The 26,325-nt window shown below is 55.7% G+C and carries 26 protein-coding genes and 3 tRNA genes; 12 read left to right on the top strand and 17 right to left on the bottom strand.

The genetic code is table 11. From position 1 onward, the window contains the following. Positions 1–31: 31 nt before the first annotated feature. Positions 32–1,033, top strand: coding sequence for a zinc-binding alcohol dehydrogenase family protein (locus tag ACOTX7_RS03610; RefSeq protein ID WP_221256885.1), 1,002 nt, complete (start codon positions 32–34; stop codon positions 1,031–1,033). 96 nt (positions 1,034–1,129) lie between these two features. Here the strand turns inward: ACOTX7_RS03610 and nadR are convergent, their stop codons facing one another. The 3 genes from nadR to serB are packed head-to-tail and all read right to left on the bottom strand — an operon-like array spanning position 1,130 to position 4,763. Further along, positions 1,130–2,362, bottom strand: a complete 1,233-nt coding sequence (nadR, locus tag ACOTX7_RS03605) for a multifunctional transcriptional regulator/nicotinamide-nucleotide adenylyltransferase/ribosylnicotinamide kinase NadR (RefSeq protein WP_221256884.1) — start codon at positions 2,360–2,362, stop codon at positions 1,130–1,132. A 35-nt stretch (positions 2,363–2,397) separates the two neighbouring features. Then, positions 2,398–3,783, bottom strand: coding sequence for a DNA repair protein RadA (radA, locus tag ACOTX7_RS03600; RefSeq protein WP_003856523.1), 1,386 nt, complete (start codon positions 3,781–3,783; stop codon positions 2,398–2,400). A gap of 11 nt (positions 3,784–3,794) precedes the next feature. Continuing rightward, positions 3,795–4,763 (bottom strand): phosphoserine phosphatase, encoded by a 969-nt coding sequence (gene serB / locus ACOTX7_RS03595; RefSeq protein ID WP_006810195.1) that lies wholly within the window; start codon positions 4,761–4,763, stop codon positions 3,795–3,797. Between the two features lie 117 nt (positions 4,764–4,880). Here serB and ACOTX7_RS03590 point away from each other — a divergent pair, with 117 nt between their 5' ends. The 3 genes from ACOTX7_RS03590 to ACOTX7_RS03580 all read left to right on the top strand — a co-directional run bounded on the left by ACOTX7_RS03590 (position 4,881) and on the right by ACOTX7_RS03580 (position 7,431). Continuing rightward, the gene (locus tag ACOTX7_RS03590; RefSeq protein ID WP_006810196.1) at positions 4,881–5,525 is read left to right on the top strand and encodes a YtjB family periplasmic protein; all 645 of its coding nucleotides are present in this window, start codon (positions 4,881–4,883) and stop codon (positions 5,523–5,525) included. 39 nt (positions 5,526–5,564) lie between these two features. Continuing rightward, entirely contained in the window at positions 5,565–6,581 is a 1,017-nt protein-coding gene (gene lplA / locus ACOTX7_RS03585; protein WP_221812959.1) for a lipoate--protein ligase LplA, read from the top strand. 166 nt (positions 6,582–6,747) lie between these two features. Beyond that, positions 6,748–7,431, top strand: a complete 684-nt coding sequence (locus ACOTX7_RS03580; protein ID WP_006810198.1) for a DUF1120 domain-containing protein — start codon at positions 6,748–6,750, stop codon at positions 7,429–7,431. A gap of 55 nt (positions 7,432–7,486) precedes the next feature. On the opposite strand, the gene deoD is transcribed toward ACOTX7_RS03580, so the two are convergent. The 4 genes from deoD to deoC form a co-directional block, all read right to left on the bottom strand. Beyond that, entirely contained in the window at positions 7,487–8,206 is a 720-nt protein-coding gene (gene deoD / locus ACOTX7_RS03575; RefSeq protein ID WP_006810199.1) for a purine-nucleoside phosphorylase, read from the bottom strand. A gap of 125 nt (positions 8,207–8,331) precedes the next feature. Beyond that, positions 8,332–9,555 (bottom strand): phosphopentomutase, encoded by a 1,224-nt coding sequence (gene deoB / locus ACOTX7_RS03570; protein WP_221256883.1) that lies wholly within the window; start codon positions 9,553–9,555, stop codon positions 8,332–8,334. Between the two features lie 53 nt (positions 9,556–9,608). Continuing rightward, positions 9,609–10,931: a thymidine phosphorylase gene (gene deoA / locus ACOTX7_RS03565; RefSeq protein ID WP_047354703.1), complete on the bottom strand. Its 1,323-nt coding sequence runs from the start codon at positions 10,929–10,931 to the stop codon at positions 9,609–9,611. 100 nt (positions 10,932–11,031) lie between these two features. Further along, a complete protein-coding gene (deoC, locus tag ACOTX7_RS03560; protein ID WP_003856543.1) occupies positions 11,032–11,811 on the bottom strand; it encodes a deoxyribose-phosphate aldolase in 780 nt (259 codons plus the stop codon). 262 nt (positions 11,812–12,073) lie between these two features. Between deoC and ACOTX7_RS03555 the strand changes: the two genes are divergently transcribed. Both ACOTX7_RS03555 and ACOTX7_RS03550 read left to right on the top strand, forming a co-directional pair. Then, on the top strand, positions 12,074–13,609 hold the full coding sequence (locus ACOTX7_RS03555) for a YjjI family glycine radical enzyme (protein ID WP_221812961.1): 1,536 nt from the start codon (positions 12,074–12,076) through the stop codon (positions 13,607–13,609). Next, positions 13,584–14,444: a YjjW family glycine radical enzyme activase gene (locus ACOTX7_RS03550; protein WP_205922295.1), complete on the top strand. Its 861-nt coding sequence runs from the start codon at positions 13,584–13,586 to the stop codon at positions 14,442–14,444. Before ACOTX7_RS03555 ends, ACOTX7_RS03550 begins: the two co-directional genes overlap by 26 nt. Here ACOTX7_RS03550 and ACOTX7_RS03545 read toward each other — a convergent pair. The 8 genes from ACOTX7_RS03545 to ACOTX7_RS03510 form a co-directional block, all read right to left on the bottom strand. Next, positions 14,439–15,218 (bottom strand): TatD family hydrolase, encoded by a 780-nt coding sequence (locus ACOTX7_RS03545; protein ID WP_260630767.1) that lies wholly within the window; start codon positions 15,216–15,218, stop codon positions 14,439–14,441. The two genes, ACOTX7_RS03550 and ACOTX7_RS03545, sit on opposite strands and share 6 nt — an antisense overlap. Then, a complete protein-coding gene (locus tag ACOTX7_RS03540; RefSeq protein ID WP_032673663.1) occupies positions 15,218–16,270 on the bottom strand; it encodes a patatin-like phospholipase family protein in 1,053 nt (350 codons plus the stop codon). The genes ACOTX7_RS03545 and ACOTX7_RS03540 overlap by 1 nt, the downstream gene beginning before the upstream one ends. Before the next feature lie 122 nt (positions 16,271–16,392). After that, positions 16,393–16,554: a DUF1328 domain-containing protein gene (locus tag ACOTX7_RS03535; protein WP_003856556.1), complete on the bottom strand. Its 162-nt coding sequence runs from the start codon at positions 16,552–16,554 to the stop codon at positions 16,393–16,395. Between the two features lie 125 nt (positions 16,555–16,679). Then, positions 16,680–17,297, bottom strand: a complete 618-nt coding sequence (osmY, locus tag ACOTX7_RS03530) for a molecular chaperone OsmY (protein ID WP_221256881.1) — start codon at positions 17,295–17,297, stop codon at positions 16,680–16,682. A 304-nt stretch (positions 17,298–17,601) separates the two neighbouring features. After that, the gene (prfC, locus tag ACOTX7_RS03525) at positions 17,602–19,191 is read right to left on the bottom strand and encodes a peptide chain release factor 3 (RefSeq protein ID WP_221812963.1); all 1,590 of its coding nucleotides are present in this window, start codon (positions 19,189–19,191) and stop codon (positions 17,602–17,604) included. A gap of 92 nt (positions 19,192–19,283) precedes the next feature. Then, positions 19,284–19,961, bottom strand: coding sequence for a pyrimidine 5'-nucleotidase (gene yjjG / locus ACOTX7_RS03520; protein WP_006810211.1), 678 nt, complete (start codon positions 19,959–19,961; stop codon positions 19,284–19,286). Between the two features lie 19 nt (positions 19,962–19,980). Further along, positions 19,981–20,424 carry a ribosomal protein S18-alanine N-acetyltransferase gene (gene rimI, locus ACOTX7_RS03515; RefSeq protein WP_003856565.1) on the bottom strand — a complete coding sequence of 148 codons (444 nt, stop codon included), beginning with the start codon at positions 20,422–20,424 and terminating at the stop codon, positions 19,981–19,983. Beyond that, positions 20,393–20,806 carry a DNA polymerase III subunit psi gene (locus ACOTX7_RS03510; protein ID WP_125358550.1) on the bottom strand — a complete coding sequence of 138 codons (414 nt, stop codon included), beginning with the start codon at positions 20,804–20,806 and terminating at the stop codon, positions 20,393–20,395. The genes rimI and ACOTX7_RS03510 overlap by 32 nt, the downstream gene beginning before the upstream one ends. Before the next feature lie 101 nt (positions 20,807–20,907). Here ACOTX7_RS03510 and rsmC point away from each other — a divergent pair, with 101 nt between their 5' ends. From rsmC to ACOTX7_RS03490, 4 genes are all read left to right on the top strand, one after another. Beyond that, a complete protein-coding gene (gene rsmC, locus ACOTX7_RS03505) occupies positions 20,908–21,936 on the top strand; it encodes a 16S rRNA (guanine(1207)-N(2))-methyltransferase RsmC (protein ID WP_006810213.1) in 1,029 nt (342 codons plus the stop codon). 144 nt (positions 21,937–22,080) lie between these two features. Further along, a tRNA-Leu gene (locus tag ACOTX7_RS03500) sits at positions 22,081–22,167 on the top strand. 28 nt (positions 22,168–22,195) lie between these two features. Beyond that, positions 22,196–22,281, top strand: a tRNA-Leu gene (locus tag ACOTX7_RS03495). A 32-nt stretch (positions 22,282–22,313) separates the two neighbouring features. Further along, positions 22,314–22,400: transfer RNA gene (locus ACOTX7_RS03490), tRNA-Leu, on the top strand. Between the two features lie 41 nt (positions 22,401–22,441). Here the strand turns inward: ACOTX7_RS03490 and ACOTX7_RS03485 are convergent. Continuing rightward, complete coding sequence (locus ACOTX7_RS03485; protein ID WP_026080652.1) at positions 22,442–22,711, bottom strand: DUF1435 domain-containing protein; 270 nt, start codon at positions 22,709–22,711, stop codon at positions 22,442–22,444. 216 nt (positions 22,712–22,927) lie between these two features. On the opposite strand from ACOTX7_RS03485, the gene ACOTX7_RS03480 reads away from it, so the two are divergent. Both ACOTX7_RS03480 and fhuF read left to right on the top strand, forming a co-directional pair. Then, the gene (locus ACOTX7_RS03480) at positions 22,928–23,992 is read left to right on the top strand and encodes a GGDEF domain-containing protein (protein WP_221256879.1); all 1,065 of its coding nucleotides are present in this window, start codon (positions 22,928–22,930) and stop codon (positions 23,990–23,992) included. 95 nt (positions 23,993–24,087) lie between these two features. Then, a complete protein-coding gene (gene fhuF, locus ACOTX7_RS03475) occupies positions 24,088–24,876 on the top strand; it encodes a siderophore-iron reductase FhuF (RefSeq protein ID WP_221256878.1) in 789 nt (262 codons plus the stop codon). An 83-nt stretch (positions 24,877–24,959) separates the two neighbouring features. On the opposite strand, the gene ACOTX7_RS03470 is transcribed toward fhuF, so the two are convergent. Beyond that, the gene (locus ACOTX7_RS03470) at positions 24,960–26,306 is read right to left on the bottom strand and encodes a PTS cellobiose transporter subunit IIC (RefSeq protein WP_006810218.1); all 1,347 of its coding nucleotides are present in this window, start codon (positions 26,304–26,306) and stop codon (positions 24,960–24,962) included. Positions 26,307–26,325: the final 19 nt, after the last annotated feature.

Genomic DNA, 26,325 nt, shown 5'->3' with positions numbered 1-26,325 from the left:
CAACAAGACGCATTTCATTGAGGAGCACACCATGTCTGTTAAAGCCATTGCCGTTAGCCCAGAAAATCCCTCCACCTTTATTGAAATCGCCCCGCCGATGCCGCAGCCCGGCGAGCACGATCTGCTGGTTGAGGTAAAAGCCGTATCCATAAATCCGGTCGATACCAAAGTGCATGCGGGGCTCGCCAAAAATGGGCTGAAAGAGCCACGCATTCTCGGGTGGGATGCCAGCGGGATCGTCAAAGCGGTTGGGGCTGGCGTCACCGGATTCAAACCGGGTGACGAAGTGTGGTACGCGGGAGATATCACCCGTCCGGGGAGCAATACTACGCATCAGCTGATCGATGCGCGTATTGTCGGGCACAAGCCCACAAGTCTTGGCTGGGCCGCCGCGGCTGCGCTGCCGCTGACGGCGCTTACCGCGTGGGAAGGCCTGTTTGAACGGCTGAACATTCAGGATGCCGACGCAGATAAGACTCTGCTGATCATCGGCGGCGCGGGCGGCGTGGGATCGCTGGCGATCCCGTTTGCGAAGCACAACAGCAAGGTGAAGATTATCGCAACCGCTTCGCGAGAAGAGTCCGCCCGGTGGTGTCGCGATCGCGGGGCTGACGCAGTGGTCAACTACCGCGATCTGAAAGGCGAGCTGGCGAAGCAAGGGATCACCTTTGTGGATTACATTTTTATCCTCAACGACACCGACGGGCACTGGGATGCGGTCAGCGATCTGATTGCCCCTCAGGGGCATATCTGTTCCATCGTTGAAAACGCGCATCCGCTGAACCAGGACAAGCTGAAGTCCAAATCTGCCGCCCTGCACTGGGAATTTATGTACACCCGCAGCATGTACCAGACCGCGGATATGGCGCGTCAGGGGGAGATTTTAAACGAGGTGGCGAAGCTGGTGGATAACGGCGTGGTGGAAAGCTCGCTCAGCGAAACGCTGCACGGGCTGAGTGTGGAAAGCATTACCGAAGCGCACCGCAGGGTGCTGGAGGGGCATATGCGGGGAAAAGTGGTGGTTGAGTATTGAGGTATTCCCCCCTCATCCCGGCCCTCTCCCCAAAGGGGCGAGGGTGGAATTATTCCCTCTCCCCTCTGGGGAGAGGGTTAGGGTGAGGGGTAATTCTTAACCCTGCTCCCCCATCATCTCCTTCACCAGCTCGACGCAGCGCAGGAAACGGGAGTCGTAGTCCGACTCCTCCACATGGACAAACTCAACGTTGTTTTCGTTAAGCATCTCCACCAGCATGGCCTGGAACTCGCGCCTGTCCACGGAGCTGCCGAGGCTGCGCATGCCGTCAGCCACCCACGGCGTGTTGTTTTCCAGCAGGATCACCAGGTCAAAGCGGTATTCGTCAATCAGCGCCTGCACAAACGGGTGCTCGCGCCCCTCGTACTTTTTACAGAACGCCTGCGTGGTGACAAAATCGGTATCGATAAAGGCCACTTTGTTGGCGTATTTCACCGCGAAATCAATGTACTGGGCATGACCGAGCGCGATTTTATCGTAGTCGGAATACTGCAACGCCATCTCGTCGCCGCCCAGGTGCGAGAAGACGTAATCGCGTCCGTACTCCCATGCGCTGGTGGTATTGAAGATATTCGCCAGCTTGTTGACCAGCGTTGATTTGCCGCTCGACTCGCCGCCGAGGATCGCCACAGTGCGCACGAAGAAAGGCTTCACTTCGGTCGGAATGTAATCCCAGTAGCGGAACGGGTTCTCGCGGATCTGTGCCCCGCTGATGTTCATGAACGTGCGTTTCGGATCGATCAGCACCGTCTCAATGCCCAGATGCTCGCGGAACTGCGGCGCGTCCGACTCTTCAGAGGTGTAGATCCAGTTAGGCGCGATGCCCTTCTCTTCCATAAACGCTTTGATGCCGTTGCTCCACACGTCCCAGCCGTGCGGGTACGGCTCCATGCCCTCTTCGTTGAAAGCATGAATACGAATATTTTTCTGATACTTAAACGTCTGAAGCAGCCAGCGAAGGCGGTCCGGTACGGTGGGCTGCTGTGACATGGCGCTGTCTTCAAACAGCTGGCGATCGCGGGTTTCATCATAACCCATGATGATATGCAGTTCGTCGACCTGGCTACAGGCGCGCTGGATCAGATAGATGTGGCCAGTATGCAGCGGGTAGAACTTACCGAACACCACGCCAATGTTCTTTTGCATCCGCGGAAATTCAAGCCCCAGAAAACGGTGCAGCGCTTCAAGCTTCTGCGCGCTGGGGCTTTTGATTTTGGCGTTCAGCAGTTGGCTCAGGTAGCCCTTGGTCATGCCGCTGGCGTCCGCCACCTGCTGCAACGTGCAGCCCTTCTGGCGGATAGCGGTCTTGATGTAGTCAAATGATGACATAAATTACGGTGCCTCCTGCAAAATCGAATACGTAATTATAAGTCGTCAAAGACATTTAACGCATCTGCGAGTTTTTTAACGCCAAAAACCTGCATCCCTTCCGGGATTTTTTTCGGCACGTTGGCGGCCGGAACAATCGCACGGCGGAAACCGTGTTTTGCCGCTTCGGAGATACGCTCCTGGCCGCTCGGTACCGGGCGTATCTCGCCAGCCAGCCCCACCTCGCCAAACACCACTAAATCCTGCGGCAACGGTCTGTCGCGCAGGCTGGAGACCATTGCCAGCAGCAGCGCCAGGTCCGCGCTGGTTTCCGTCACCTTCACCCCACCCACCACGTTGACGAACACATCCTGATCCGCCATTTGCAGGCCGCCGTGACGGTGCAGGACCGCCAGCAGGATCGCCAGGCGGTTCTGTTCCAGACCAACCGCCACGCGCCGCGGGTTGCCCATCATCGAGTGATCCACCAGCGCCTGAATTTCAACCAGCAGCGGACGCGTTCCCTCCCACAGCACCATCACCGAACTGCCGGACGTGATCTCGTCGCCACGGCTCAGGAAGATGGCCGACGGGTTGCTGACTTCGCGAAGCCCCTGCTCGGTCATGGCAAACACGCCCAGCTCATTCACAGCGCCAAAACGGTTTTTATGGCTACGCAGGGTACGAAAACGGGAGTCCGCATCGCCGTCGAGCATCACGGAGCAGTCGATACAGTGCTCCAGCACCTTTGGCCCCGCCAGCGAGCCATCTTTGGTGACGTGGCCGACCATCACTATCGCCACGCCGCGCGTTTTGGCAAAGCGCGTCAGGTAGGCTGCGGTTTCACGCACCTGTGCCACACTCCCCGGCGAGGACTGGATGTCCGCCATGTGCATCACCTGGATGGAGTCGATCACCATCAGCTTCGGCTGCTCTTCTTCGGCGATCATGCAGATCTGCTCGATGCTGGTTTCCGACAGCATATTCAGATTGCCGGTTGGCAGGCCGAGGCGGTGCGCACGCATCGCCACCTGCTGGAGTGACTCTTCACCCGTCACGTACAGGGTTTTCATCTGTTCGGCGAGCTTGCAGAGCGTTTGCAGCAGCAGGGTCGATTTACCCGCGCCCGGGTTACCGCCGATCAGAATGGCGCTGCCCGGCACGACGCCACCGCCGAGTACGCGGTCAAATTCTTTGAATCCGGTAGAGAAGCGCGGCAGCGCCTCAAGGCTGATATCCGAAAGTTTTTGTACCTTCGACACGCCTGCATTGCCCGCATAGCCGCTCAGCCGTTCATTGCGGGCCACGCTCGGCGAAGCCGCCACACCACGCACTTCAGTGATGGTGTTCCAGGCATGACAGGCGCTGCATTGCCCCTGCCAGCGCGGATAATCCGCACCACATTCATTACAGACAAATGCGCGTTTAGGAGCTTTCGCCACGGTTTACCTCGTTATTTTTGATTAATGCTGCCGGAGAGAATGCAGAACACCCCCATCAGGTCAGCGTGACGGATAGTCACTTCCGTCTTTTCATTCACTTTCGGCTTGGCATGGAAGGCAATACCCAGTCCGGCCACTTTGATCATCGGCAGATCGTTCGCGCCATCGCCGATGGCAACGGTCTGCTCGACCGGAATGTCATATTTCTCCGCCAGACGCGTCAGCGTATTGGCTTTGTACTGCGCATCCACGATGTCACCGATGACCTGCCCGGTCAGCTTGCCGTCCATGATCTCCAGCTCGTTGGCCACCACGGTGGTCAGACGCAGTTTGTCACGCAGGTAATCGGCAAAGAAGGTGAACCCACCGGAGGCAATCGCCACCTTCCAGCCGAGCGTCTCCAGCTTGAGCACCAGCTGCGTCAGCCCCGGCATCAGGGGCAGTTCGTCGCGCACCTGACGCAAAATAGTCGCATCGGCCCCCTTCAGGGTCGCCACGCGCTGTCTCAGGCTGGCGGTGAAATCCAGCTCGCCGCGCATCGCGCGTTCGGTGACTTCCGCCACCAGCTCGCCGCTGCCTGCCAGTTTAGCAATCTCGTCAATACACTCGATCTGAATGGCGGTGGAGTCCATGTCCATCACCAGCAGGCCCGGCGTTTTCAGGTGCGGAATTTTGCCGAGCGGGGCAACGTCCAGCCCGGCGTCGTGCGCCAGACGGGTGGCGCGCTGCGTCAGGGAACCCGCCAGGCGAATAACCTGATAGTCTTCCACGCACCAGGCCGCAACGATGACCATCGCTGCGCCCAGTTTGGTTTGATACTGCGTGAGGCGTTGCTTATCCAGGCCGCGTCCGTACAGCAGCCAGCCGCTACGGCCAGCGTGGTAATCGAGAGGCATCACCTCATCGCCACTTAAAGAGAGCGGCAATCCTGGCCATAAAGAGACATCCGTTGGCAGGTCGCACCAGGTAATGTTCGGCATTGAAGCTCCTGTAATTTCGTTCGCGCCGGAAGGTTCCAGAGGGAAAATAACGCATGAGGCTACCCTGTAACCATCACTTCTGGCAACATTAAGCCGTAAATTTTAAGCAGGTGGAATATGGCTCGCGCAAAACTGAAATTCCGGCTTCATCGCGCCGTGATTGTCCTGATCTGTCTCGCACTATTAGTGGCGCTTATGCAGGGGGCATCCTGGTTTAGTCAGAATCACCAACGGCAGCGTAACCCGCAGTTTGAAGAGCTGGCCCGTACGCTGGCGCGTCAGGTGACGCTCAACGTTGCGCCGTCTATGCGCACCGAAACGCCGGATGATAAGCGGATAGCCCAGGTATTACGCCAGCTGACGGAAAACAGCCGCATTCTGGATGCGGGGGTGTACGATGAACAGGGCGACCTGATTGCCCGCGCGGGTGAGCATGTCGACGTGCGCGACAGGCTGGCGCTGGACGGCAAAAAAGCCGGTGCTTATTTCAACCAGCAAATCGTCGAACCTATTCAGGGCAAGAATGGTCCGCTCGGGTATCTGCGCCTGACGCTTGACACTCACACCCTGCCAACCGAAGCCAAACAGGTGGATAACACCACCAATATTTTGCGCCTGATGCTGCTGCTCTCGCTGGCGACTGGCGTGGTACTGGCGCGCACGTTGCTGCAAGGCAAGCGCACCCGCTGGCAACAGTCACCGTTCCTGTTAACCGCCAGCAAGTCGGTCCCCGAAGAGGAAGAGAGCGAGAAGAAAGAATAGTGGTAAAGTAGGCGGATGATTCGGAAAAGGAACTCTGCCATGACGACGTTACGCCTGCTTATCTCTGACTCTTACGATCCCTGGTTTAACCTGGCGGTGGAAGAGTGCATCTTTCGCCAGATGCCCGCCACCCAGCGCGTCCTGTTTCTCTGGCGCAACGCTGATACGGTCGTTATTGGTCGCGCGCAAAATCCGTGGAAAGAGTGTAACACCCGCCGTATGGAAGAGGACAACGTCCGCCTGGCGCGCCGGAGCAGCGGCGGCGGCGCAGTGTTTCACGATCTGGGCAATACCTGCTTTACCTTTATGGCAGGCAAACCGGAGTATGACAAAACCATCTCCACCGCTATTGTGCTCAACGCGCTCAATGCGCTCGGCGTGACGGCTGAAGCTTCCGGACGTAATGACCTGGTGGTGAAAACCCCTGAAGGCGACCGGAAAGTGTCAGGCTCAGCCTACCGCGAAACAAAGGATCGCGGATTCCACCATGGCACCCTGCTTCTTAACGCTGATCTGAACCGCCTTGCGAATTACCTTAACCCCGACAAAAAAAAGCTTCAGGCAAAAAGAATTACCTCTGTACGTGGTCGTGTGGCTAATCTGGTCGAGCTTCTGCCGGATATTACGCACGAGCGGATCTGTGAAGCCGTTCGCGAGGCGTTTTTTGCCCATTACGGTGAGCGCGTTGCAGCAGAAATTATCTCACCGGATAACACCCCGGACCTGCCCAACTTTGCAGAGACGTTCGCCCGACAGAGCAGCTGGGAATGGAATTTCGGCCAGGCCCCCGCGTTTTCGCATCTGCTGGACGAACGGTTCCCCTGGGGCGGAGTAGAACTGCACTTCGACGTTGAAAAAGGGCATATCACCCGTACGCAGATTTTTACCGATAGCCTCAATCCGGAACCGCTGGAAGCGCTGGCCGCGCGTTTACAGGGGTGTTTGTACCGTGCGGATATGCTCCAGCAGGAGTGTGATGCGCTGCTGGTTGATTTCCCGGAACAGGAAAATGAGCTGCGGGCGCTTTCAGCGTGGATAGCAGGCGCGGTGCGCTAACCTGTCCGGGCGCATTCCACGGCAGATTGAGCTTATTATCAATTTAAACTTTATAATCAATGAAGAAAAAATAATTAAAGTAGAGTGACTGGTCTGATTATCATCATCCTGATTTGCACAATTTGTGCTATAGCCCGTGGTTGATTATTACTATCAAGGAAATGATATGAAGAAGTCCTCAATTGCCGCCGCCCTTTTTTGCGCGGCCTTTATGACTACTGCCCATGCAGCAGAAACCGCCGTTCTTAAATTAAAAGGTACGTTAACCAATTCTGCCTGTACACCTGAACTGAGCAATGGCGGTATTGCCGATTTTGGTTATATCCGTACGGCGGAATTAAGCGCGACACAAACAAACCAGATCGGAAAACGCGACATTACGCTGACAATTAACTGCCAGACCAAAACCCAGGTAGGCTGGAGCATTGTTGACAACCGCGCGGATAGCTTACCAAGTCCTTTCATTACCGTTGATGATGCCGCCGCGAACGGTGAATATGCCTTTAGCGGATCGTCCACGTTTGGCGTTGGAAAAACGCCAGGTGGCGTTAACATCGGTGCCTATGCCGTCTATGCCGATCTGCCGAACGTAACGGGTAACGGCATTGCTGTTGATGTTCTTTCTCATGCAGGCGATAGCTCCACCTGGACTAAGAGCACCACGGGTCGTCCGACGATCGGTGTCGATGTCTTTACCGTTACGAACAAAGGTGAGAAAGAGCCTATAGCATTTACCGAAGCCGTGTTCCCACTGAAAGTGGTACTGGCTGTTCAGGCTACCGACAAGCTGTCGATCACTGACGACGCGCCGTTAGATGGTCAGGCGACCATCAGCCTTACTTATCTGTAATTTGCAGAAGTAAAAAAGCCTCCGTCACGACGAAGGAGGCTTTTTAGTCATAGCGTTACGCTTTATCGCCCAGCAGAACGGATTCCAGCGCGATTTTGATCATGTCGTTGAAGGTGGTCTGACGCTCGGCAGCAGTGGTCTGCTCGTGGGTACGGATGTGGTCGGACACGGTGCAGATGGTCAGCGCTTTCGCACCAAACTCAGCCGCCACGCCGTAGATACCCGCCGCTTCCATTTCCACGCCCAGGATGCCGTATTTTTCCATCACGTCGAACATGTCGCCTTCTGGCGAGTAGAACAGATCGGCAGAGAACAGGTTGCCCACGCGCGCGTCAACGCCCAGCGCTTTTGCCGCGTCAACGGCGTTACGCACCATGTCAAAGTCAGCGATTGCCGCAAAGTCATGATCTTTAAAGCGGATGCGGTTGACTTTAGAGTCGGTACACGCGCCCATGCCGATCACCACGTCACGCAGCTTAACGTCCATACGTACCGCGCCGCAGGAGCCGACACGGATGATTTTCTTCACGCCGAAATCGGTGATCAGCTCTTTGGTGTAGATGGAGCAGGATGGGATACCCATGCCGTGGCCCATCACGGAGATTTTGCGGCCTTTATAGGTGCCGGTGAAGCCCAGCATGCCGCGCACGTTGTTCACTTCACGCACGTCTTCGAGGAAGGTTTCTGCAATGTGCTTCGCGCGCAGCGGGTCGCCCGGCATCAATACGACGTCAGCGAAATCACCCATTTCTGCATTAATGTGAGGAGTTGCCATCTTCAGTTCCTTTTACATTGTTGTTTTTGCCGGGTGGCGGCTACGCCTTACCCGGCCTACATTCTGTTCTCCCTCTCCCACGGGGAGAGGGCCGGGGTGAGGGCATCAGGCCGCACCCAATCCGTTTAGAACATAGCCTTGCCATATTCCATGTCAGACGTACCAAAGTATTTCGCAATGGTCTGGCCGATGTCCGCGAAGGTTTCACGGTGACCGAGCGAGCCAGGTTTGACTTTCGGGCCATACACCAGCACCGGAATGTGTTCACGGGTGTGATCGGTACCGGTCCAGGTCGGGTCACAGCCATGGTCAGCGGTCAGGATCAGAATGTCATCTTCCCCCACCAGCTCCATCAGCTCTGGCAGACGGCGGTCAAACAGCTCCAGACCCGCAGCATACCCGGCGACGTCGCGACGGTGGCCCCAGGAGGAGTCGAAGTCCACGAAGTTGGTGAAGACAATGGTCTTATCACCCGCTTCTTTCATCTCTTTGATGGTGGCGTCGAACAGCGCATCCAGACCGGTCGCTTTGACCTTTTTGGTAATGCCGCAGTTGGCGTAAATGTCCGCGATTTTACCCACAGAAACCACGTGGCCGTCTTTCTCGTCGACGAGTTTTTGCAGCACGGTCGGCGCTGGTGGCTCCACGGCCAGATCGTGACGGTTGCCGGTACGCTGGAAGTTACCCGCTTTGTCGCCGATAAACGGACGCGCGATAACACGGCCAATGTTATAGCCGCCTTCGGTCAGCTCTTCACGCGCGATTTCGCACAGTTCGTAGAGTTTATCCAGGCCAAAGGTCTCTTCGTGGCAGGCGATCTGGAACACGGAGTCAGCGGAGGTGTAGAAAATCGGCTTACCGGTTTTCATGTGCTCTTCGCCGAGCTGATCCAGAATCACGGTACCGGAAGAGTGGCAGTTGCCGAGGTAGCCCGGCAGGTTGGCGCGCTGCACCAGCTTATCCAGCAGCTCCTGCGGGAAGCTGTTCTCGTGATCGGAGAAATAACCCCAGTCAAACAGCACCGGCACGCCGGCGATTTCCCAGTGACCGGACGGGGTATCTTTACCGGAAGAGAGCTCGTGCGCCCAGGCGTAGGCGCCCACCACTTCCGCGTTACCGTCCATACCGGCTGCGATTTTACCGGTAGAGCCTTCATGCGCTTTTACCAGCCCGAGGCGGGTCAGGTTTGGCAGGTTCAGAGGGCCTTTACGACCGTTGTCCGCTTCGCCTTTGGCACAGGCTTCCGCGATGTGACCCAGGGTATCGGAACCCACGTCACCAAAACGTTCTGCATCTTCGGTTGCGCCGATGCCGAATGAGTCCAGCACCATAATAAATGCACGTTTCATAATTGTTCTCCGTACTTAGTGCTTCATAAAAATGCGATCAGATCAGTATACCGCTATTCAGTGATACGACGATAGACCGTCGGTGTGGTTTCCGGTGCTTTATCGTCAAGAGATATTGCCGCTTTCACCGCTTTCGCCGCGTCCTGCCAGCTGGCTTCGTCTTTCGCGTGGATCACCGCCAGCGGACGCTGGCCGTCAACGCTGTCGCCCAGACGGGCCATATCGGTAAAGCCGACGCTGTAATCAATGGTGTCCGATGCCTGACGGCGACCGCCGCCCATAGAGACGACAGCCATGCCGAGCGCGCGGGTATCCATAGCCGAAACAAAACCTTCGCTGTCCGCATAAACGGCTTTGCTGAGCATCGCGGTTGGCAGGTATTTCGCGTAGTTTTCCACGAAGTCGGTCGGGCCTTTCTGTGCCGCGACCATCCGACCAAAAATCTCCGCCGCTTTGCCGTTGTCCAGCACCGCCTGCAATTTCGCGCGTGCTTCCGCATCGTCTTTCGCCAGCTTGCCGGAGATCAGCATCTCCACGCACAGCGCCATAGTGACGTCGAACAGGCGCGGATTGCGGTATTCGCCTGTAAGGAACTGCACGGCCTCGCGAACTTCGACGGCGTTACCGGCGCTGGAGGCCAGCACCTGGTTCATGTCCGTCAGCAGCGCGGTGGTGCGCACGCCTGCGCCGTTGGAGACGCCAACGATCGCCTCAGCCAGCGCCTCAGAGAGTTCATAGGTTGGCATAAATGCGCCGCTGCCCACTTTCACATCCATCACCAGCGCGTCCAGCCCTTCCGCCAGTTTTTTGGCGAGGATAGAGGCGGTGATCAGCGGGATGGAGTCTACGGTCGCGGTAATATCACGCGTCGCGTAGAAACGCTTGTCTGCCGGAGCAAGAGAGCTGGTCTGGCCGATAATTGCCACACCAACGTCTTTAATAATGTCGCGGAAGCGGCTGTCATCCGGGAAGATATCGAAGCCCGGAATGGCTTCCAGTTTGTCGAGCGTCCCGCCGGTGTGGCCCAGGCCGCGCCCGGAAATCATTGGGATGTAACCGCCGCAGGCCGCCACCATAGGGCCAAGCATCAGGGAGGTCACGTCGCCCACGCCGCCGGTGGAGTGTTTGTCCACAATCGGGCCGTTGAGGTTGAGGCTTTTCCAGTCCAGAACGGTTCCTGAATCTCGCATCGCCATGGTCAGCGACACGCGCTCAGGCATAGACATATCGTGGAAGAAAATGGTCATCGCCAGAGCCGCAATCTGCCCTTCTGAGACGGTGTTATCACGAATGCCGTTGATAAAGAAGCGGATCTCTTCGTCGCTTAATGCATGACCATCACGTTTTTTACGAATAATTTCTTGTGCGAGAAACACGGTAACCCCCATGCGGAATCGGGTGAATGGCGGCGGGTATGTTGACCCGCCCTACGATCCTGTAGGCCGGGTTAGCGTAGCGCCACCCGGCAATTCAAACTTAGTAGCTGCTTGCGCTCTTACCGTCGCCGTGACCCAGCGCCTTCAGCAGGCTGGCCAGCAGGCTGGATGCGCCGAAGCGGTAGTGGCGGGAATCGGCCCAGTCGGCACCGAACAGCTCGTCGGCAATCGCCAGGAACTGCTGCGCGTCTTCCGCGGTACGCACGCCACCCGCCGGTTTGAAGCCAACGGTTTTGGACACGCCCATATCGCGGATAACTTCCATCATGATGCGCGCGCTTTCCGGCGTAGCGTTGACCGGCACTTTACCGGTAGAGGTTTTGATGAAATCTGCGCCCGCTTTGATGGAGATTTCAGACGCTTTACGAATCAGCGCCTCTTCTTTCAGCTCGCCGGTTTCGATGATCACTTTCAACAGCACGTTTGCCGCCGCGCAGGCATCTTTACACGCTTTCACCAGGTCAAAACCGACCTGCTCGTTGCCCGCGATCAGCGCGCGGTACGGGAATACCACGTCAACTTCGTCTGCGCCGTACGCAATCGCCGCGCGGGTTTCTGCCAGCGCAATCTCGATGTCGTCATTGCCGTGCGGGAAGTTAGTTACGGTTGCAATGCGCACATCCGGCGTGCCCTGCTCTTTCAGCGTTTTGCGGGCAATCGGGATAAAGCGCGGGTAGATGCAGACGGCGGCGGTGTTACCCACTGGCGTTTTCGCCTGATGGCACAGGGCGATGACTTTTTCATTGGTGTCGTCATCGTTCAGGGTGGTCAGGTCCATCAGTTTCAACGCACGCAGGCTGCTTGCAGTTAAATCGGTCATAACATTCTCCAACGGCAGTGCCGTATAAATTTTACCTTGCGGGTCTGTGAGTATTCTAACATTCACCCGCATCCACACTTCGACATTCATCACAGTTAATGAAAACTGTGTGCAAATTTGCATTACTGTAATGAGATCTTCTTCAAACTTTAGCGCGTTAATTGCTGACTAAATCGGCGATATCCCCTGTCGGATCAAAAGCGCCGTCAGATGGGCTTCCTACAATTCGTTCACCGTCCGCCGAACAATCAAGGAAATGAATATGTCCGACGCCCTGCAACAACGTTGCCAGCACATTGTGACCAGCCCGGTGTTAACCCCCGAACAAAAACGTCATTTTCTGGCGCTGGAAGCGGAGAACAACTTGCCCTATCCCGCTCTGCCAGAGGCGGCCCGCGCTGCGCTGGACGAGGGATTCATCTGCGACATGTTCGAAGGCCATGCGCCATACAAACCGCGCTACGTGCTGCCGGATTACGCCAAATTCCTGGCTAACGGTTCAGAATGGCTGGAGCTGGAAGGGGCGAAAGATCTGGATGATGCCCTCTCGCTGCTCACTATCCTTTATCACCATGTTCCATCCGTCACATCGATGCCGGTCTATCTGGGCCAGCTCGATGAGATACTCAATCCCTATGTTAAAATTCTAACACAGGATGAAATCGATAGCCGAATAAAACGTTTCTGGCGTTACCTGGACAGAACCCTGCCCGATGCGTTTATGCATGCCAATATCGGCCCGGCGGATACGCCTGTCACCCGAGCCATTCTTCGTGCGGATGCAGAACTGAAGCAGGTTGCGCCGAACCTGACCTTTATCTACGACCCGGACGTTACCCCCAGCGATCTGCTGCTGAGCGTGGCGAAAAACATTTGTGAGTGTAGCAAGCCGCATATTTCCAATGGCCCGGTGAATGATAAAATTTTCACAAAAGGCCGCTATGGTGTGGTGAGCTGTTACAACTCCCTGCCGCTGGCAGGCGGAGGCAGTACGCTGGTGCGCCTTAACCTCAAGGCCATTGCCGAACACAGCGCATCGGTTGACGACTTCTTCACCCGCACGCTCCCGCACTACTGCCAGCAGCAAATCGCCATCATCGATGCCCGCTGTGATTTTCTGTATCAGCAATCCGGCTTCTTTGAGAATAACTTCCTGGTGAAAGAGGGGCTGATTGATGCCGATCGTTTTGTGCCGATGTTTGGTATGTACGGCCTGGCCGAAGCGGTGAACGTGCTGTGCGAGAAAGCAGGCATTACGGGACGTTACGGTAAAAACGAACAGGCTAATGCACTGGGCTACCGCATCAGTGAACAGCTGGCGGCGTTTGTTGAAAACACGCCGGTAAAACACGGCTGGCAGCACCGCGCGATGCTGCATGCCCAGTCTGGGATCAGTTCCGATTCAGGCACCACGCCGGGCGCGCGGCTGCCGTATGGCGACGAGCCGGACCCTGTCAGCCACCTGCTGGCCGTGGCGCCGCACCATAAACACTATCATTCGGGGATCAGCGATATTCTCACCCTGGATGAGACGGTTAAACGTAATCCTCAGGCGGTGGTGCAGCTGTGCCTGGGGGCGTTCAACGCCGGTATGCGTGAGTTCACCGCGAATGTCGCCGGAAACGACCTGGTGCGCGTAACCGGGTATATGGTGCGGCTTTCCGATCTGGAGAAATACCGGGAGGCTGGCTCACGCACCAACACCACCTGGCTCGGCGAGGAGGCCGCGCGCAATACCCGTATTCTGGAACGACAGCCACGCGTGATAAGCCATGAACAGCAGATGCGCTTTAGTTAGTCAGGTTATACCTTTCTCCTGCGTGGATGGGCCGGGCAGCCGCCTGGCGCTGTTCCTTCAGGGCTGTAACCTGCGCTGCAAAACCTGCCACAACCCGTGGACGATAGGGCGCTGCAACGACTGTGGCGACTGTGTTCCTCACTGTCCTCATGATGCGCTGACGATTCAGGCCGGGCGCGTCTGGTGGCAGGAGAGTGACTGTCAGCAGTGCGACACCTGTCTGCACCTGTGTCAGCAGCAGGCGACGCCGATGGCGCAGCGCTATAGCGTTGAGGAGATCCTCACCCGGATCCGCACGTCCGCGCCGTTTATTGAGGGCGTGACCGTCAGCGGAGGCGAGGCCACCACGCAGCTGCCGTTTGTGGTGGCGCTGTTCACCGCGATCAAAGCCGATCCGTCCCTGCGCCATCTTACGTGTCTGGTGGACAGCAACGGTCTGTTAAGCGAAACCGGCTGGCAAAAGCTGTTACCGGTGTTTGACGGCGCGATGGTGGATCTGAAAGCCTGGGGCAATGAGCATCACCGTTTTCTGACCGGGCGCGAAAACACGCTGATCAAGCAGAGCATCCGCTGGCTGGCCGAGCGTCATCGCCTGACGGAGCTACGCCTGCTGGTGATCCCCGATCGGTGTGATTATCTGCAACATCTGTCACCGTTGACCGCTTTTATCCACACGCTGGGGAACGTTCCGGTGCGGATCAACGCGTTTCATACCCATGGGGTTTACGGGGAGGCGGCGCGATGGCGGAGCGCCACACCGGAAGATATTGAGCCACTGGCGCTGGCGCTGGAACAGCAGCAGATTACGGTGATCCGCCCTGCTCTTTATCTATAGCGTGATGCCGAAGACCGCTCGGGTATTTTCCAGCAGCGCGCTGGCAATCACATCGTCAGGCTCCTGGCGCAGTTCACACAGCACATCAAAAACGCGCGCCGCCTGCTCCGGGCGGTTGGGCTGGCCCTGAAAATCCTTCAGCGGCATGTCAGGCGCATCTGTTTCCAGCAGGAGCGAGGTCAGCGGGAGTTGCGCCATCACATCACGGGTTTTGCTGGCACGCGGATAGGTAATGGTGCCGCCGACGCCTATTTTATAACCCAGCTCGATGAAACGCTGCGCCTGCTGAAGGCTGCCAGCGAAACCGTGGACCACGCCCCTGCGCGGCACATCGATGCGCTTCAGGTGCATCGCCAGTTTGTCATGGGTACGTCTGGAGTGGAGGATCACCGGCAGATCGTGGCGCTTTGCCAGCCGGAGTTGCGCATCCAGGATCGTCTGCTGGCGCTCGAACTGCGGATCTTCACGATAGAGATCGAGGCCGATCTCACCGATGGCAACCAGCTTCGTATCCGCGTTTTGCAGCATGGCATCCAGCCTGTCGATATGGTCATCAAGATGATGCTCAATAACGATCGGATGCAGACCCAGCGCGGCGTACAGCGCATCGTGATCCCGGGCAAGCGCCAGCACTTTCTCGAATCTTGCCGCTTCAATAGCGGGCACAATGATGGCTCTCACACCGGCCTGAGCCGCGCGCTCAATGCTTGATGTCTCCTCCCCGCTGAACGGCGGGAAATCAAAGTGGCAATGGGTATCGACAAAGCAGTGCATCACGCCAGATCCTCGTTATCGAGTAAGCCATCGTTGGCCTGCGGCGCGTCCACCAGCGGCATCGCCACCGCGTCATTAGCCACAATAGCGGGCGGCAAAATGATGCTTTTATGCCGTTGAACAGGCGGTTGCTCGGCCAGCATTTTTCCGACGGTCGCCAGGAAGTAACGCCCGCAGAGCCGCCCTGTTTTGTAATCCATACGCAACGCAGGCAGCCGACTGCCCAGCGCCATGCTCAGCAGCGGCTTAGGCGGATAAATTTCAAAGATGCGCAGCTTGCCCGGTGGTTTTTCAATAAAACGCTGCATCGCGCCGTAGGTCGTTTCATGCTGCTTCGCGATATTCACCAGCGGTTGCAGACTGCTGTCGCCCAGCCAGCGTTCCATCCGCTTAAACCACTGTGGGGTGTAATACATTTGCGATGGCACCGTGCGGATCACCACAATGGTTTTTGCCCCGCGCCGCGCCGCCTCCTGTACCGGCACCGCGTCGCTGATACCGCCGTCAAGATAGCTTATTCCCTCCAGCAGCGCGCCGGTGCGGTAGAAACCCGGGATCGCGCTGGATGCGCGAATGATATCGAGCCAGTTCTCTTTCTGCGGCGAAAAGTAACCCGGCGAATAGTCATCGCCACGGCTGGCGCACATCCAGAACGCTTTGCCGGTATCGAACAGACGTGCAGCGGTATCCATAGCCAGCGGCATCTGGCTGGAGGTGGCATCCAGCAGCCAGTCGAGATCGATCAGGTTCCCGCCGCGCACGAAGCGTACCGGATTGAAGAATTCTTTGGAGGTGGTGTAGCGCATAATCACTTTACGCGCATAGCCGGGCTGGTTGCAGACATAGGCAGAGAGGTTTTGCGCCCCGGCAGAGGTACCAAAATAGAGATCGAACGGGTTGAACTGCGCGCGCATAAATTCGTCGAGCACACCGGCCGTGAATATACCGCGCTGCCCACCCCCTTCACAGACCAGCGCAAGCTGGCCTGCATGAAACGGTTTTAACGTCAGCGGCGCAATATTGCCGAGCGTCACGGGAATTCGTTGCCCCACCTCTGCCTTCCTGTTTTCATTATTTTGATGAGACACAGTAACGCACTTCCCCGGTGGTTCTCAAACAAGAAAAAGCCAGTCACGAGGACTGGCTTGAGTTTGTTTAATATATATTGCGTTTGCTACGGGCGACGTCGACCCGTAAACAGGCTGACCAGGAACAGAATAATACCCACGACGAAGACAATTTTTGCTGCCCATGCCGCAGTACCCGCCAGTCCACCAAAGCCCAATGCGGCGGCAATTAACGCGATAACCAGAAATATAATGCCCCAACGAAACATAAGCCTCTCCTTTACCATAGTTAATGTCGGCCGCTAAACGTGAGCGCTCAGGTCACTCACCGGCTTTTCCAGAGTCGTTTTTATTTCGCCCGCAGGTGTAATCCTGTCGGGCGAATGGTGCTGCTTTACTTCGTTTTCAGATCGTTTTTGACGCTTTTCACACCATCAATCGCTTTCGCAATTGACTCGGCACGATCGCTTTGTGCCTGGTTCTCAACCGTACCGGACAGCTGGACCACACCATCGGTGGTTTCAACTTTCACCATACGGGATGGCACGATGTCGTCAGCTAACAGTTTAGCTTTGATTTCGCTGGTAGTTGCTGCATCTCCGGCATAGCCCTTCACCGACGATTCTTTGTTGTCACGTAAGTGCAGTTTGTCGCTGACGGAGCTAACGCCCTCAACGCCTTTAGCCACTTTAACGGCCTCTTCGGCCTGGGTCTGGCTTTCAACGAAACCGCTCAGAGTGACAACTTTGTTGTCGGTTTTAACAGAAATATCGGTACTCTTGATGGATTCATGATCCACCAGTGCGGCTTTCACTTTTGCTGTGATTGAGCTGTCATCCATGAAATTACCGACTTTATTCATAGAGCTATCGATTTTTTCCCCTGCGGTATCGGCGGTATTTTGCGCTTTATCCATGGTGCTGGTTTCCGCCAGTGCAGAACCGCTTACCAGGACACTACCCAACGTTACAGCCAGCAGAGTTTTAGAAATCTTCAGTCTTGTCATATTCATCGATTTATTCCTGTGTTTTGCCCGTTATTTGGGCGACATACTTCCCTAAATCTTGGTTTTATATATTGCGAATTAACACCGGGGCAAAATGGAGAACCAATCGACATGCATTGAACAGTTAATTCATCCACGCCCGGTGCTAAACACTGAGTTAAATATAGATCACAATCAGAGGGGTGCATTCAGAATTGGGGAAAAAACGAACGAATAGCGAAAAATTGCGGTGAATTAAGAACATTCCGCAAGGGTTTAATAACACAGGAATTAAAGAAGAGCACGGCGGCTGCCGTGCTCTGAGAGGGAATTAATGCTCGCGCGTTTTGCGGAACTGAACATCAGGATAACGTTCCTGCGTCAGGTTCAGGTTTACCATGGTCGGGGCGATATAGGTCAGGTTATCGCCGCCATCCAGCGCCAGCTGAACTTCGTTCTTACGCTTAAATTCTTCGAACTTCTTCACGTCTGAACATTCAACCCAACGCGCGGTCGCCACGTTCACCGATTCGTAAATCGCTTCCACGTTGTACTCGCTCTTAAGACGGGCTACCACCACGTCAAACTGGAGCACACCTACCGCGCCCACGATCAGATCGTTGTTGGCGATTGGGCGGAACACCTGGACTGCCCCCTCTTCGGAAAGCTGAACCAGGCCTTTCAGGAGCTGCTTCTGCTTCAACGGGTCGCGCAGACGAATGCGGCGGAACAGTTCCGGCGCGAAGTTCGGAATGCCGGTGAACTTCATCATCTCGCCCTGCGTGAAGGTATCGCCAATCTGAATGGTACCGTGGTTGTGTAAACCAATAATGTCGCCCGGATAGGCTTCTTCCACGTGCGAACGGTCGCCCGCCATGAAGGTCAGCGCGTCGGAGATCACCACGTCTTTACCGATACGCACCTGACGCAGCTTCATGCCCTTCTCATACTTACCGGAGACGACACGCATAAAGGCGACGCGGTCGCGGTGTTTCGGATCCATGTTGGCCTGAATTTTAAAGACGAAGCCGGAAAACTTCTCTTCCTTCGCTTCTACTTCGCGGGTGTCGGTTTTACGCGGCATCGGCTGCGGTGCCCACTCCACCAGACCGTCAAGCATATGGTCTACACCGAAGTTACCCAGCGCGGTACCGAAGAAGACCGGCGTAATTTCACCGCTCAGGAACAGCTCTCTCTCGAACTCGTGCGACGCGCCTTTCACCAGCTCCAGCTCATCGCGCAGCTGTGCAGCCAGCTCTTCACCGACAGCGGCGTCCAGCTCCGGGTTGTCCAGACCTTTCACAATGCGGACTTCCTGAATGGTGTGGCCTTTACCGGTCTGGTACAGGTAGGTTTCGTCTTTATAGAGGTGGTAAACCCCTTTGAACAGCTTGCCGCAGCCAATCGGCCAGGTGATGGGCGCGCAGGCAATCTTCAGCTCGTTTTCCACTTCATCCATCAACTCCATCGGGTCACGGATGTCACGGTCGAGTTTGTTCATAAAGGTGAGGATCGGCGTATCGCGCAGACGGGTAACTTCCATCAGCTTGCGGGTACGATCTTCAACCCCTTTCGCAGCGTCGATCACCATCAGGCAGCAGTCCACCGCCGTCAGGGTACGGTAGGTATCTTCGGAGAAGTCTTCGTGGCCCGGGGTGTCAAGCAGGTTCACCAGGCAGTCGTGATACGGGAACTGCATCACGGAGGTGGTAATCGAAATACCACGCTGCTTTTCCATCTCCATCCAGTCGGATTTTGCATGCTGGCTGGAGCCACGGCCTTTAACGGTCCCCGCGGTCTGGATCGCCTGTCCGAACAGCAACACCTTCTCGGTGATGGTCGTTTTACCGGCATCCGGGTGCGAGATAATGGCAAAAGTGCGGCGTTTGGCCACCTCTTGCAGATAAGGAGACAACGTCATAATCAATTCTTCTTAGGTAAGCGCGGCAGCAGGCCGCGCATCATGGAATACGAAAAATGCGGCTATTTTACCCATCAACAGGGGGCAGGCAATCATTGTTTACACAGGAGCTGCTCCAGTTCGTTCAATGACGTAACGGTCCAGGTCGGCTCGATGCCTTCCGGCAGCGCGCGCCCATGCGCATTCAGCCAGACGGTAGACAGACCCGATCTCATACCCCCCAGAATATCAGATTCTGCCGTATCCCCCACCATCAGCACGCGATCGCGGTCAGGATTACCGGCTTGCGCCAGCGCATAATCGAAAATACGCGGATCCGGCTTCGGTACGCCCACCTGTTCGGAGATCACCAGCGCGTCGAAATGATCGCGCAGGCCGGTGCGTTCAAGGCGGATCTGCTGAAGCGCGGTAAAGCCGTTGGTGATGATCCCAAGCTTCGCCTTCCCTTTCAGCGAATCCAGCAGAGAAACGGCGCCAGGCAGCGGCGCGCAGATATCCGCCATCGCATTCAGGAAGGCCTCGTTCAGCACCCCAGGACTGACATTTAACCGTTCAGCCCACACGTCAAAACGCTGATGCTGAAGCTGTAACGCGGTGATGGCACCGTTCTGGTAGTCCACCCACAGCGGTTTGTTCACCGCCTGATAGTCCTGAAAATCTTCAGCGGTGAAGGTCACGCTATAGTCGAGAAACATCCGCTGTAGGCCGCCGAACGAGTCAAACGTAAACAGCGTTTCGTCGGCATCAAAGAAAATCCAGTCCCATTTCATCGTTACAACCTTATTTTCGTTATCCAATTGGCAGAGCCATGATAATGGCGTCTTCACGTCCCTCTGCGGTGGGGTAGTAGTTACGGCGGATAGTCGCCTCGTTGAAGCCTAAGCTTTCATAGAGCGCGATGGCGGCGACATTGGACGCGCGCACTTCCAGCCACAGGGTGAAAACGTCACGGGTTTCCAGCTCACGAATGAGGTGCTCAAGCAGTTCCCTGCCCAGCCCGCGGCGTTGGTAAGCGGGATCGACCGCGATATTAAACAGCGTCGCCTCGTCCAGAACGACCTGCGTGATGGCGAACGCAGCCATCGCACCGTCCACGTCCAGGCGGAGATTTAAATAGCGTTCGCCCTGATTGCTGGCAAACGTCTTTTCGCTCCACGGAAAGGCATGGGCGCGGGTTTCAATCGCGAACGCGGTAGTCAGGTCAGCCGTCGTGAGGGAAGAAATCGTGTTCATATTCGCAAATTTGTTGCCATAGCGCGCTGCGCGCTTTTGGGTTGGCTTTCAGTTCGTCCAGCGCTGGCGAGCTGATCTGGCTTCCTTCAAGAGGAAGCTCGTCCACCGCCCCGATTCGCCAGCTGTTACAGCGGCTGTCAGGGGGAAGCATCGCGACGCTTTCGGGCGCCAGCTGTAATACCTGATCGCGGGTCACCTTCAGGCTGCGAAGGACATCCTCAATCAGCGGTTCATTCAGGGCAGGCGGCGCCTCTGCCACCATCACCAGGCGGACATGCGCAGGGATGGAGATGGCTATTTCGCCCCGCAACGCCGTCGGGCGACGCAAAGCCCACTGGGTGATGCCCAGCTGCTGCAACTGCCAGTCTCGTCGGGATGTCATAGCAAAACTCCTGTCTCTCAGGCGCGCAAATATAGCAAATGTGTCGAAACTGCGCCATCTACCTACTATAATCCCCGCCTGAGTTTATTGAGGAACAATTCATGTCTGCATTTACCCCGGCAAGTGAAGTCTTGCTGCGTCACAGTGATGATTTCGAAGAAAGCCGTATTCTGTTTGCCGGAGATATGCAGGATGACCTGCCCGCACGTTTCGACTGTGCTGAAAGCCGTGCCCATACCCAGTACTATCACCACTGGCAGGTGCTGAGCCGCCAGATGGGCGAGCGTGCGCGCTTTAGCCTGGCGGCGGAGCAGAGCGATATTGCTGACTGCGATACGCTCATTTACTACTGGCCAAAGAACAAGCCGGAAGCCCAGTTCCAGCTGATGAACCTGCTTTCTCTGCTGCCGGTTGGCTGTGATATTTTTGTTGTCGGTGAGAACCGCAGCGGGGTGCGTAGCGCAGAGCAGATGCTCGAAGCCTGGGCGCCGCTGACGAAAATCGACAGCGCCCGTCGCTGCGGCCTGTATCATGGCCGTCTGGAAAAACAGACCACCTTTGATGCCAACGCCTTCTGGGACGAGTATCAGCTTGACGGTCTGACCATCAAAACCCTGCCGGGCGTATTCAGTCGTGACGCGCTTGATACGGGCAGCAAACTGCTGCTGTCCACCCTGACGCCGCACACCAAAGGCAAAGTGCTGGACGTGGGCTGTGGCGCGGGCGTGCTGTCAACGGTTCTCGCCAGCCATTCACCCAAAGTGCGTTTAACCCTGTGTGACGTAAGCGCCCCGGCGGTGGAAGCCAGCCGCGCCACGCTTGCTGCGAATGGCATTGAAGGTGAGGTGCTTGCCAGCAACGTCTTCTCCGACGTGACCGGTCGCTTTGACATGATCATCTCTAACCCGCCGTTCCACGACGGTATGGAGACCAGCCTTGAAGCGGCGCAAACGCTGATCCGTGGCGCAACCCGTCACCTCAACAGCGGCGGTGAGCTGCGTATCGTGGCGAACGCCTTCCTGGCGTACCCGAAAGTGCTGGATGAAACCTTTGGTTTCCACGAAGTGATCGCCCAGACGGGCCGCTTTAAGGTGTACCGCACCGTGATGACGCGTCAGGCGAAAAAGTAATTCCCCTGTCCGGCGATGGCTGACGCTGCCATCGCCCATTTTTGCAGCAATCAAAACAACGTGCGCAATTTTCTGTTGACGTAAAGCTGAAAACATCTAGAATGCGCCTCCGTGGTTACGATACTTTTACAGTGTCGATGGTATGCGAAGGTGGCGGAATTGGTAGACGCGCTAGCTTCAGGTGTTAGTGTCCTTACGGACGTGGGGGTTCAAGTCCCCCCCCTCGCACCATAAATCACGTTGATATTGCTCGCACTGGGCGAAGGTGGCGGAATTGGTAGACGCGCTAGCTTCAGGTGTTAGTGTCCTTAGGATGTGGGGGTTCGAGTCCCCCCCCTCGCACCAACGAGGCGATATCAAACCAGTAAGATGACTGTGCGAAGGTGGCGGAATTGGTAGACGCGCTAGCTTCAGGTGTTAGTGTCCTTACGGACGTGGGGGTTCAAGTCCCCCCCCTCGCACCAATTATCTTACATCCCTTCAGCAGTACCTCTTGTTTTCCCTTTTATTTCAAACTCATCAGAATCACCAGCAGTCCACTGATTAGCGCAACGCATGACGGCAGCAGCACGTAGTGCCGTAACTGTTTGTGCCAGATCATCGCGGATGTCACCAGCAACCCTGAGACAATCATTGCTTTCCAGACATCAATGGGAAGATCGGCAAACATTAATCCACCGATGATGGAACCAGGCAGCAATATCCCCCACCCACTTCCCAGCGCTTTGCTCAACATGGTTTCACCTCTCGCACTGATAATGATAACCAATATCATATGATAGTAATTATCACTTGTCAGTATGCGACGTAAGAAATTGCGCCAGCATGTGCTTTCCCATAATGACAGAGAATGTGTAAGGTGATAAATTGCCCACCTGTTAACTTTCTATAAAGTTTTTCTGATAATAAAAATTCAATTTTGAAGCGCCCAATATTACATAACAACACCTTGCTCCTTGTTTTAATTGAGTTTTAATAAAAACGCACGCATATGACATCACAATCCTGGCTGTCTCTGGTCAACAAGAAATATCAGCTATCTTTACGTTTGTTTTTATTTCTGAATGCCGCATCAGCACTGTTCTCGGTAACAAACCCCCTTTATTCCGTACGTGTGTTATCAGTTCCCCTGATTGCCGTACTGACTATCAGTACAGGCTTACTTATCTGGCACTGGAAAAACAGCACGCGAAAAATAAATATCCCTGTTGTTTCAGCTATTTTTGGGCTTTTATGGGCCTGGCAGATCGTCTCAAAATTTCTCTTAATAACGCACGATCAGCCGACCTATTTAATGATGGCGCTATTAACAGTGCTTTTTATAGGGTCTCTGGCGTTTGCCAGTAATATTAAAGCCTTTACGCTACATTCCTTTCCCGCTTTTATCTCCTGCCTGTGGCTTAGCCCGTCCGAAAACTGGCTGAGAATGGTCTATTTTTTCGCGCTGCCGGTGGTCGCCATTGGTATTCACCATGTACTTCAACGGCGCAATGACCGTTTCGCCCAGGAGTTGCTTTCCGAACTGCTGGAAGAGCGCGAAACCCTGACCGATCTCAGCATGATGGATCCGCTCACCGGCTTATATAACCGTCGCGGGCTGCAAAGCCGTCTGGAGAATCTCCCCAGACCTGACGGTGGCGAGCACTTCGTGCTGCTGATGGATATCGACCATTTCAAAGCCTACAACGACCATTACGGCCATATGATGGGCGATCAGGCCTTAATCAGAGTCTCGGCTGCGATCCGCGACGCCGTACGCTCACGCGATGTTGTCGCCCGGTTTGGCGGGGAAGAATTTATGGTGCTGTTGAGTAACATCCCGCTGGAGCAAGCACGCCAGACGGCAGAGCGCATACGTCAGAAGGTTTACGATCTTAAAATCCCCCATATGTTTAACGAAAGCGTCGCCACTAACGTGACTATCAGCATTGGCATCGCCATGTTCGAAGGAGAAGACGTTGAGGGTGCGCTGGCGAAAGCCGATAAAGCTCTCTATGAAGCCAAGCATATGGGACGCAACAGCATTCTGCTGAGCGACGAGCTTCATACCGCCTGAAACCGCCTTCACAGCGCCAGTATAAAACGCTTGCGCTCGGTTTTATCTATAGTTAGGATTGGCAATCATTATCATTTAGATTTGTAATCCACACTATGGCGACTCGTACTGCACACATCGTTGAGCCTCTACTCTGGCGAGCTCCACTCTCCGCCGGGGAAACGACGCTTGCGGATGCCATTCGGGAAAAAATCGCCGTAACACGCGCCCATCTGCTGGATTTCATCAAACTGGATGAAGCGCCCCCGCATCATGCGCTGACGCTGACTCAGTGGCAACGACCTGCCGAGCTGCGGTCACTGCTGGCTACCTATTCCGACCACATTTATCGTAACCAACCGACGCTGACGCGGGAAAACAAACCGCTGCTTTCCCTCTGGGCACAGTGGTATATCGGTCTGATGGTACCGCCAGTGATGCTGGCATTGTTGACCCAGGAGACCATGCTCGATCTCTCGTCGGAACATTTCCACGTCGAATTTCATGAGACCGGGCGCGCCGCCTGTTTCTGGATTGATGTACATGAAGATCCGAGCGCTATGCATTTGTCAGCCCAGGCGCGTATGGAACGGCTGATCACAAGCGCGCTGGTTCCGGTTATCGATGCGCTGGAAGCGACGGGTGAGATCAACGGCAAACTGATCTGGAGTAATACCGGATATCTTATCCACTGGTATTTAACGGAGATGAAGCCGCTGCTCGGCGACGAGAAAGTCGATGCGCTGCGTCAGAGCTGTTTCTTTGCCAGACAGCTGTCGGATGGACGGGATAACCCTCTTTACCGCACCGTGGTGCCGCGTGAGGGACTGCTGGTACGTCGTACCTGCTGTCAGCGCTACCGTCTGCCGGATGTTCAGCAGTGCGGCGATTGCACGCTTAAGTAGTCTGGCCCGGCCTGTTGCCCTCAGCCCGCAGGGCGAGGGAACAAACACTAAAACGGCAACCTGCGTTGCCGTTTTGCTTTTACCTAAGCGACCTGCTGATTTTCCTCTTCCCCATTACGCTGTGCTTCTTCCGCTTCCTGCTGAAGCAACTGTTTCTCATACACCTTGAAGAACGGGAAATAGATAATGGCGGAGACGCAGGCTAAAACCAGCACCAGGATGGCTGCCCGGAAATCCCAGCCCAGCGCCCAGGCGGCACCAACCGGAGCCGGTGCCGTCCACGGCACAACGGAAATCACGCGGCCAATCAGATCAAATTTCATCGCTGCCCATGCCAGCACCGCATTGACCATCGGCGCCAGCAGGAAAGGAATAAAGAACACCGGATTCATCACAATCGGCGTACCGAAAATCACCGGTTCATTGATATTGAAAATGCTTGGCACCACGCTCAGACGTCCAATGGAGCGCAGGTGTGCGGAGCGGCTACGCAGATAGCAGAACACCAGCCCCATCGTCGCCCCCGATCCGCCGATAACAATAAAGAACGTCCAGAAGGCTTCCATAAAGATGTGTGGCAAAGGCAGGCTCGCCGCCAGCGCGGTCTGGTTCGCCCCGAGGTTAGTCAGCCAGAACATTTGCAGCATCCCGGAGACAATCGCTGCGCCGTGGATCCCGGCAAACCACAGCAGGTGGCCAATCAGCACCGCCAGCAGGATCGCAGGCAGCGAGTCAGCCGCAGAGACCAGTGGTTTGAATATCGACATGATGGCCTGTGGGATAAGCATACCGAACTGCGACTGGATCAGCAGGCTCAGCGGATAGAGCGTCAGAACCACCACCAGCACCGGGATCAGCAGGTCAAACGAGTTTTTGATCATCGGTGGAACCTGGTCTGGCAGGCGGATCCCGATATTGTGCGCTTTCAGGAAACGCATCATCTCAACGCAATAGATCGCCACCAGAATCGCGGTGAAAATACCGGTCCCTCCAAGGCTATCGACCGGTAAAGCGCCTTTGGTTTTCGGGGCGGCTACCAGCAGGAACGCCATCAGCGACAGCATGGCGCACATGAAGGGATCCAGCTGATGGGTTTTAACGTAATGTTTGCCCAGGTTGTAGGCAATAGCCGCACAGATATAAAGGGACATCACCCCCATCGTCATATCAAACGGCGTCAGAATTTGACCTTCAAACTGCTTCGCCATATCCAGCCAGGCGCGAGCAAAACCCCAGGTGGTATCAGGCGAAAAAGGCGGATAAGCGAACACTAATAAAAACGAACCCACAATCATAAACGGCATCGCTGAGATAAACCCGTCACGAATAGCCATGACATGACGCTGGGAAGAGATGCGCCCGGCAATAGGGCTGACATAATTTTCAACGAAGCGGAAAATCAGATTAAATGCAGCATGGTTGGCAGACATAGCAGATCTCCTGTCAGAC

Source organism: Enterobacter cloacae complex sp. IR5418, assembly GCF_049238105.1.
Taxonomy (GTDB): Bacteria; Pseudomonadota; Gammaproteobacteria; order Enterobacterales; family Enterobacteriaceae; genus Enterobacter; species Enterobacter hormaechei.
This window is presented reverse-complemented; position numbering and strand designations above follow the sequence as displayed.

Excerpts from the sequence above, each read along its gene's own strand:
- ACOTX7_RS03610 (WP_221256885.1), top strand. The coding sequence starts at position 32 with ATGTCTGTTAAAGCCATTGCCGTTAGCCCAGAAAATCCCTCCACCTTT.
- nadR (WP_221256884.1), bottom strand. The coding sequence starts at position 2,362 with ATGTCATCATTTGACTACATCAAGACCGCTATCCGCCAGAAGGGCTGC.
- serB (WP_006810195.1), bottom strand. The coding sequence starts at position 4,763 with ATGCCGAACATTACCTGGTGCGACCTGCCAACGGATGTCTCTTTATGG.
- ACOTX7_RS03590 (WP_006810196.1), top strand. The coding sequence starts at position 4,881 with ATGGCTCGCGCAAAACTGAAATTCCGGCTTCATCGCGCCGTGATTGTC.
- lplA (WP_221812959.1), top strand. The coding sequence starts at position 5,565 with ATGACGACGTTACGCCTGCTTATCTCTGACTCTTACGATCCCTGGTTT.
- ACOTX7_RS03580 (WP_006810198.1), top strand. The coding sequence starts at position 6,748 with ATGAAGAAGTCCTCAATTGCCGCCGCCCTTTTTTGCGCGGCCTTTATG.
- deoD (WP_006810199.1), bottom strand. The coding sequence starts at position 8,206 with ATGGCAACTCCTCACATTAATGCAGAAATGGGTGATTTCGCTGACGTC.
- deoB (WP_221256883.1), bottom strand. The coding sequence starts at position 9,555 with ATGAAACGTGCATTTATTATGGTGCTGGACTCATTCGGCATCGGCGCA.
- deoC (WP_003856543.1), bottom strand. The coding sequence starts at position 11,811 with ATGACCGATTTAACTGCAAGCAGCCTGCGTGCGTTGAAACTGATGGAC.
- ACOTX7_RS03555 (WP_221812961.1), top strand. The coding sequence starts at position 12,074 with ATGTCCGACGCCCTGCAACAACGTTGCCAGCACATTGTGACCAGCCCG.
- ACOTX7_RS03550 (WP_205922295.1), top strand. The coding sequence starts at position 13,584 with ATGAACAGCAGATGCGCTTTAGTTAGTCAGGTTATACCTTTCTCCTGC.
- ACOTX7_RS03545 (WP_260630767.1), bottom strand. The coding sequence starts at position 15,218 with ATGCACTGCTTTGTCGATACCCATTGCCACTTTGATTTCCCGCCGTTC.
- ACOTX7_RS03535 (WP_003856556.1), bottom strand. The coding sequence starts at position 16,554 with ATGTTTCGTTGGGGCATTATATTTCTGGTTATCGCGTTAATTGCCGCC.
- osmY (WP_221256881.1), bottom strand. The coding sequence starts at position 17,297 with ATGAATATGACAAGACTGAAGATTTCTAAAACTCTGCTGGCTGTAACG.
- prfC (WP_221812963.1), bottom strand. The coding sequence starts at position 19,191 with ATGACGTTGTCTCCTTATCTGCAAGAGGTGGCCAAACGCCGCACTTTT.
- yjjG (WP_006810211.1), bottom strand. The coding sequence starts at position 19,961 with ATGAAATGGGACTGGATTTTCTTTGATGCCGACGAAACGCTGTTTACG.
- rimI (WP_003856565.1), bottom strand. The coding sequence starts at position 20,424 with ATGAACACGATTTCTTCCCTCACGACGGCTGACCTGACTACCGCGTTC.
- ACOTX7_RS03510 (WP_125358550.1), bottom strand. The coding sequence starts at position 20,806 with ATGACATCCCGACGAGACTGGCAGTTGCAGCAGCTGGGCATCACCCAG.
- rsmC (WP_006810213.1), top strand. The coding sequence starts at position 20,908 with ATGTCTGCATTTACCCCGGCAAGTGAAGTCTTGCTGCGTCACAGTGAT.
- ACOTX7_RS03485 (WP_026080652.1), bottom strand. The coding sequence starts at position 22,711 with ATGATATTGGTTATCATTATCAGTGCGAGAGGTGAAACCATGTTGAGC.
- ACOTX7_RS03480 (WP_221256879.1), top strand. The coding sequence starts at position 22,928 with ATGACATCACAATCCTGGCTGTCTCTGGTCAACAAGAAATATCAGCTA.
- fhuF (WP_221256878.1), top strand. The coding sequence starts at position 24,088 with ATGGCGACTCGTACTGCACACATCGTTGAGCCTCTACTCTGGCGAGCT.
- ACOTX7_RS03470 (WP_006810218.1), bottom strand. The coding sequence starts at position 26,306 with ATGTCTGCCAACCATGCTGCATTTAATCTGATTTTCCGCTTCGTTGAA.